This window comes from Pseudonocardia sp. (assembly GCF_025465255.1).
In the GTDB taxonomy this organism is placed as follows: Bacteria; Actinomycetota; Actinomycetes; order Mycobacteriales; family Pseudonocardiaceae; genus Pseudonocardia.
Window position 1 is genome coordinate 1 of the sequence record NZ_JAODNI010000179.1, and the last position, 5547, is coordinate 5547.

General features: G+C 73.8%; 8 protein-coding genes. 3 read left to right on the forward strand and 5 right to left on the reverse strand.

Going from position 1 to position 5547, the window contains the following annotated elements:
• The 3 genes from JWP64_RS21655 to JWP64_RS21665 form a co-directional block, all read left to right on the forward strand.
• Window positions 1-186 (forward strand): hypothetical protein (locus JWP64_RS21655; RefSeq protein ID WP_297500014.1); only part of this gene is annotated, 186 nt, incomplete at its 5' end.
• The gene (locus JWP64_RS21660; protein WP_297500017.1) at window positions 183-1220 is read left to right on the forward strand and encodes a hypothetical protein; all 1038 of its coding nucleotides are present in this window, start codon (window positions 183-185) and stop codon (window positions 1218-1220) included. The genes JWP64_RS21655 and JWP64_RS21660, both read left to right, overlap by 4 nt.
• Window positions 1213-2205 carry a hypothetical protein gene (locus JWP64_RS21665; RefSeq protein WP_297500020.1) on the forward strand — a complete coding sequence of 331 codons (993 nt, stop codon included), beginning with the start codon at window positions 1213-1215 and terminating at the stop codon, window positions 2203-2205. Before JWP64_RS21660 ends, JWP64_RS21665 begins: the two co-directional genes overlap by 8 nt.
• Window positions 2206-2241: 36 nt before the next feature.
• Here JWP64_RS21665 and JWP64_RS21670 read toward each other — a convergent pair whose 3' ends face one another.
• The 5 genes from JWP64_RS21670 to selD form a co-directional block, all read right to left on the reverse strand.
• Complete coding sequence (locus JWP64_RS21670; RefSeq protein ID WP_297500023.1) at window positions 2242-2697, reverse strand: hypothetical protein; 456 nt, start codon at window positions 2695-2697, stop codon at window positions 2242-2244.
• Between the two features lie 28 nt (window positions 2698-2725).
• Window positions 2726-2965 carry a ribbon-helix-helix protein, CopG family gene (locus JWP64_RS21675; protein WP_297500026.1) on the reverse strand — a complete coding sequence of 80 codons (240 nt, stop codon included), beginning with the start codon at window positions 2963-2965 and terminating at the stop codon, window positions 2726-2728.
• A 12-nt stretch (window positions 2966-2977) separates the two neighbouring features.
• Window positions 2978-4339, reverse strand: a complete 1362-nt coding sequence (locus tag JWP64_RS21680; RefSeq protein ID WP_297500028.1) for an alkaline phosphatase family protein — start codon at window positions 4337-4339, stop codon at window positions 2978-2980.
• Window positions 4336-4896, reverse strand: a complete 561-nt coding sequence (locus tag JWP64_RS21685; protein ID WP_297500031.1) for an adenylyltransferase/cytidyltransferase family protein — start codon at window positions 4894-4896, stop codon at window positions 4336-4338. Before JWP64_RS21685 ends, JWP64_RS21680 begins: the two co-directional genes overlap by 4 nt.
• Window positions 4893-5547 (reverse strand): selenide, water dikinase SelD (selD, locus tag JWP64_RS21690; protein WP_297500040.1); only part of this gene is annotated, 655 nt, incomplete at its 5' end. The genes selD and JWP64_RS21685, both read right to left, overlap by 4 nt.

Sequence of the window (5547 nt, forward strand, 5' to 3'; positions counted from 1 at the left end):
CTGATCGTCACCCGGACGTTCCTGCCGCTTGTACAGGCCCAGGCGAAGGCCCGCAAGGCCGAGCCGAGGCTGATCGTCGTCGACCATCCGGTGGGCGGGCTCACCGAGGCCGAGCTCACCGGACGGATCGACGTCGCCTACCAGGGCGTGGTCCGCGAGCTGGAGGGGCTGGAGGACACCCCATGACCGAGGTTCTCGACATCCCCGACCTCGGGCCAGCCGAGTGGTTCACCTGGGCCGAGGACCGCGGCTGGGGTGACGGCCTGCCCACCATCGCGCCGACGGAGGAGCTCGTCGACGCCATGCTCGCGGGCCTGCCGCCGGACACCGCGCCGCTCGGGGCGCTGCCGCCGCGCCGGGTGGTGCCGACGTTGCGCTCCGTCGCGGCCAACGCGGTGATGGCCGGCTGCCGCCCCGTCGACCTGCCGGTCGTGGTCGCGGCCCTGCGCGCCGTCGGAACCGAGGCGTACAACCTGCACGGCAGCCTGGCCACCACGCACTCGTGTGCGCCGATGGTGCTGGTCAACGGCCCGGCGCGGCAGCACCTCGGCCTCAACGCGCGCGGCAACTGCTTCGGTCAGGGCACCCGCGCCAACGCCGTGATCGGCCGGGCGCTGTCGCTGGTGCTGATGAACGTCGGCGGTGCCCGTCCGGGCACGATGGACCGCTCCACCCATGGCTCACCCGCCAAGTACACGTTCTGCTTCGCCGAGAACGAGGAGGAGAGCCCCTGGCCGCCCTACCACGTCCGGCGCGGTTTCGACGCCGCCGACAGCGTCGTCACGGTGATGGCGGCCGAGCCACCGCACAACGTCAACGACCACGGCAGCACCAGCGGCGAGGAGATCCTCACGACGGTGGCGGGGACGATGGCGCAGTCCGGCTCGAACAACGTCTACGTCCGCGGTCCGCACCTGCTCGTCCTCGGTCCGGAGCACGCGGCCACGCTGCACCGCGACCGCTGGACCATCGAGGCCATCCGGGGATGGCTGTGGGAGCACGCCCGCATCCCGGTCGAGCGGATCTCACCGAACAACCGTCGCCAGTTCACCCACTGGGGAGTGGAACCCGACGGCGACCACTACACCGTCAGCACCGGACCGGAGCAGCTGCACGTGGTGGTCGCCGGCGGGGCGGGCAAGCACTCGGCGTGGATCCCGTCGTTCGGGTCGACGGAGGCGTGCTCCCAGCGGGTTGCGGGACCCGTGCCGGGTGGCTGACCTGCGGCTCGTCCCGGACGGCGCCCCCGTCGACGACGTCACCGACGCGTTGCTGGCCGACGGCATCGGCGACGGTCTTCCGGTGGTGCCGCCCACGGCGACCCGACTCGAGCGGATGCTCACCGGCGTCGCGGACCCGGACGAGGTGCTCGGCGCGGTGCCGCCCCTGTTCGGGGAGCTCACCGCCGCAGCGGCCGCGTACCACGCCGTGCTCGCCGGGTGCCGTCCCGTCGAGCTGCCGATCGTCCTCGCCGCGCTGCAGGCCTGCCTGGAACCGGAGCTCAACCTGCTCGGCGTGCAGACCACCACCGGAACGGCGGCCGTGGCCGTCGTGGTGCACGGTCCGCCGGTCACGGCACTGGGGTTCAACACGGGCGCCAACGCGCTCGGCCCGGGTAACCGGGCCAACGCGACCGTGGGCCGGGCCGTCGCGCTGGCACTGGCCGGGATCGGCGGAGCGCAGCCCGGCATCACCGACATGGCGACGACGGGCCAGCCCGGCCGCTACACGTTCTGTCTCCCCGAACCGCCCGGCGGACCGTTCCCCGGCCTGGCCGAGCGCCGCGGGATCGGGCCCGACCGAGGAGCGGTCACCGTGCTGGCCGTCGGCGGCACGGCAGAGGCGCTTCCCCGCGGAGGTGGTGGCACGACGGCCGATGTACTCGACCCGGTGGCCGAGCTGATCGCCGGAGCCGCGCTCGCGGCGGGTGATCCGTCGCGGATGACGTCCTGCGAGCAGTTCGTCGTGCTGCCACCGGAGGTCGCGGACCGCCTGGCCCGGTTCGGCGCGAGCCTCGACACGGTGCAACGCCACTTGTTCGACCGGGGAGGTACGGCGCTGACCGCTCGTGCCGGGTTGGGCCCGCTGCAGGCCGCCGGGGGACCGGGCGACCTGCATCCGATCGTCAGCGGCGGGGCCGGCATCAAGATGTTGCACCTGCCGGGGTGGATCGGCGGGAGCCGATCGGTCACCAGGCCGCTCTGACGGAAGCAGGGCCCCCGCGCCAGGCTGTCCTGGCGGTCACGCGGTTCGCGGCGTCCCCGCTTCAGGGTCGATTCCCGCGTCCTGCAGCAGGGCACGCAGCCTGTCGACCTCCTGGCGCAGCCGCGCGGTCTCGCCGCCGGGGTCGGGTGCCGGCAGTTCCCGTTCCTGCGCGCGCAGGATGGCGGCCTGCCGGAAGTCGCCCGCATCGATCGCGGCGTCCTCGGCGCGCTGCAGCTCGCCCAGATGCGCGATGGGGAACGGTTCGGTCTCGGTGAGAGGCAGGAGTCCGGCACCGGCGCGGTGCAGCCGCTGGCGCATCCAGGTGGCCAGCACCGCCGGGCTGTCGGCGGCGAGCAGGACACGCGCCAGGTCCTGCGGCGGTTCGATGTCGAGCTGCCAGCCGTTGAGGGCGAGGAACTGGGTCGTGGCGATCAGCGCGACGCGGCGGTTCCCCCGTCGCAGCGGGCGATGGTGCAGGAGGCCGTACAACATACGACGAGATCGACGACGCCGAACCGGATCATGACTCGTCGTCCTGCAACAGGCGCAGGGCGCGTTCGTGTCGCGCGAGGTTGTCCTCGAGGAGCCGCCGGAACCGCTCGTCGCCGCGCCGTTGCTCGACGAGCGTGGTGATCGCTTCGCGGACGACGTCGGCGATCGATCGGTTCTCGGCCTCTGCGACCGTCTGCAGCCGCTCGGCCAGCTCCGGGTCGAGCCGGAGCATCATGTTCTTCGTCGGGGCCTTGCGATTCGCGGGCACGGTATCACGGTATCACGGTATCGACGAGTGCGGAGGCAGCCGGAGGGACATCGGCTCGGGCGCGTCGGCCAGCGCGATCACCGGGCGTGCGGTGATGCGGTGACCGAGGAGGACCGGCCGATTGGCCTGGCCGAGCAGCAACGGGAGCAGCTCGTGGGCGCGGACCTGCCCCCACCAGCCGCGATGCGCGGGCAGCTCGCCGAACCCGGTCACCTCGTCGGCGCGCACGGTCGGGCCCGCGACGACCAGCGGGGTCGGTTCCCCGGCGTGCATCACCCCGTGCGTGGACGGGGTGGCGTGGTCGCCGGTGACCGCGACGATCGCCCGCCCGGCGAGGTCGGCCAGGCCGGCCAGGCCGCGGTCGACCTCCTCCAGGACGTCGCGCTTGGCGTACGGCTGTTTGGTGTGCCCGGCCTCGTCGGTGGCCTTGGTGTGCACGTGCACGAACCGCGCCCCGCCGGCGACGAGGTCCACGGCCGCGTCGAGCCGTGCGGCGAGGTCCTTCTCCAGGTCGTCGACGGGCGGAAGGTGGATCGAGCCCATGCCGAGTACCGCGGCGAGCCCGCGGTAGAGGCGCGTGCTCGTGACCGCGGCTCCCGCGACGCCGATCTGCTCGACGAAGGTCGGGATGTCCCCGCGCACGCCCGACCACTTGGTGGTCAGGACGTCGAGCGCAGGTAGCCCGCGGCGGCGCCGGCCGGCGTTGACCTCGCTGCCGGTGAGGTGCGCCCGGGCGGCGTGCAGGGCTCCGGACAGGGTCTCCGCGAACGCCGCCCCGTCCGGGCTGGTCGGAACCGGCCGCAACCAGGGGTGGAAGGTCTCGAAGAACGGATCGGTGTCGGTCACGTCCGCGTGGGGGTGGCCGGGTGCGGTGAGCAGGGCCTCGCCGCGTCCGCCGAGGGCCTGCAGGCCTACCCCGAGGCGGGCCAGCACCGGGTCGAGCTCGGCCAGCAGCGCGGCCGCGTCGCCGTCGTCGGATCGTCCGGCGCGGCCGGTGATCCACAGCCGGTCGCCCTCGCGGGACGAGGTGCGCAGGGCGGCGTGGGTGACCGCGGTGTCCGCGTCCACCTGAAGGCCCGCGCCGAAGGCTTCGAGCACGGCGCGCCCGGGGAACGGGACGTCGGCGAACCCGAACATGGCCCAGTGCGCGAGCTCGGAGGTCGGGGCGCGGCCCCAGCCGAACGGCAGATGCCAGCCGCTCGCACCGCGGCGGGCGAGCGCGTCGAGGTTCGGCGTGTGCGCGGCCTCGGCGGGTGTGCGGTCGCCGAGCTCGGGGATCGGCCGGTCCCCGAGCCCGTCGAGGACGACGAGCACGATGGGGAGGCGGTCGTCGTCGAGGCGGGGCTGGGTCTCGCCGTGTCCGGCCGGGATCATCGCTCGCCTCCCGCCCACGAACCGGTGACCTTCGGGAGGAGCGACTGCAGCACCGGGATCACCGAGGCGGGCACCAGGTCCTCCCACTGCTCGCCGTGCTCGATCCGGCTCCGGATCTCCGTGGCGGAGAGGCGCTGGACGGGGTCGCCGTCGAGCACCGTGACGGGGTATCCGGCGTCGGCCAGCAGCTCGGCCTTGTGCCGTTCCCAGTCGCTGTAGGCCCGGACGAGGTGCCGGGCGTGCAGGGGCACGTACTCGGGCCAGTGCTGCGGGCGGGTGAGGTCGAACGGCACGATCGTCGTCTCTGCGGCGATCCCCCGATCGGTCAGGGCCGCGGTCAACAGCCGGACCCGCTCGAAGTAGTTGAAGGGATTGGCCGAGTCGCGGTGCCGGTGGGCGGAGGTCGGCTCCTCGTGCCGGGCTCCGTGATCCGGGTTGGTGATCGCGACGATCAGCTGGTCGGCGTCGCGCAGCGCGATCTCGAACAGCTCCAGGTGCTGCTCATGGACCGGCTGGAAACGCCCGGTCACACAGGCGAGTGCGGTCCGCGTGGTCATGGGCTCTCCTCGGCGGTCACGGTCCCCGGGTCTCCGTCGACGAGCCGGCCCACCACGCCGGCGGCCTCGTCGCCGCGTTCGTGCAGCTGCGCGACCAGGTCGTCGGCCTCGTCGGCGGGGACCGCGAGCAGCAACCCGCCGGAGGTCTGGGCGTCGGCCAGGAGCAGTTGCCGGTCCGCGTCGAGGCCGCCGGGGTCGAACCAGCCGCGGTCCAGCGCGTTCGCGAGCGTGCGGCGGCTGCCGTCCGGGCCGCAGCCGGCGGCGACCAGCTCGGCCACGCCGGGCAGCACCGGCACCGACCCGGCGTCCAGCTGAGCGGCGACCCCACCCGCCCGGCCCATCTCGTGCAGGTGCCCGATCAGGCCGAAGCCGGTGACGTCCGTGCCGCCGCGCAGCCCGAAGGTTCGCGCGACGGCAGCGGCGTCGGCGTTGAGCCGGGTCATGACCTCCACGGCGGCCTTCACCAGTCCCGGGTCGGCTTGACCGCGCTTGACCGCGGTACCCACGACGCCGAGCCCGATCGGCTTGGTCAGCACCAGCAGGTCGCCGGCCCGGCCGCCGCCCTTGCGCAGGATCGCGTCGCGGTCGACCGCGCCCACGACGGCGAGCCCGTACTTCGGGGCGGGGTCGACGATGCTGTGCCCGCCGGCG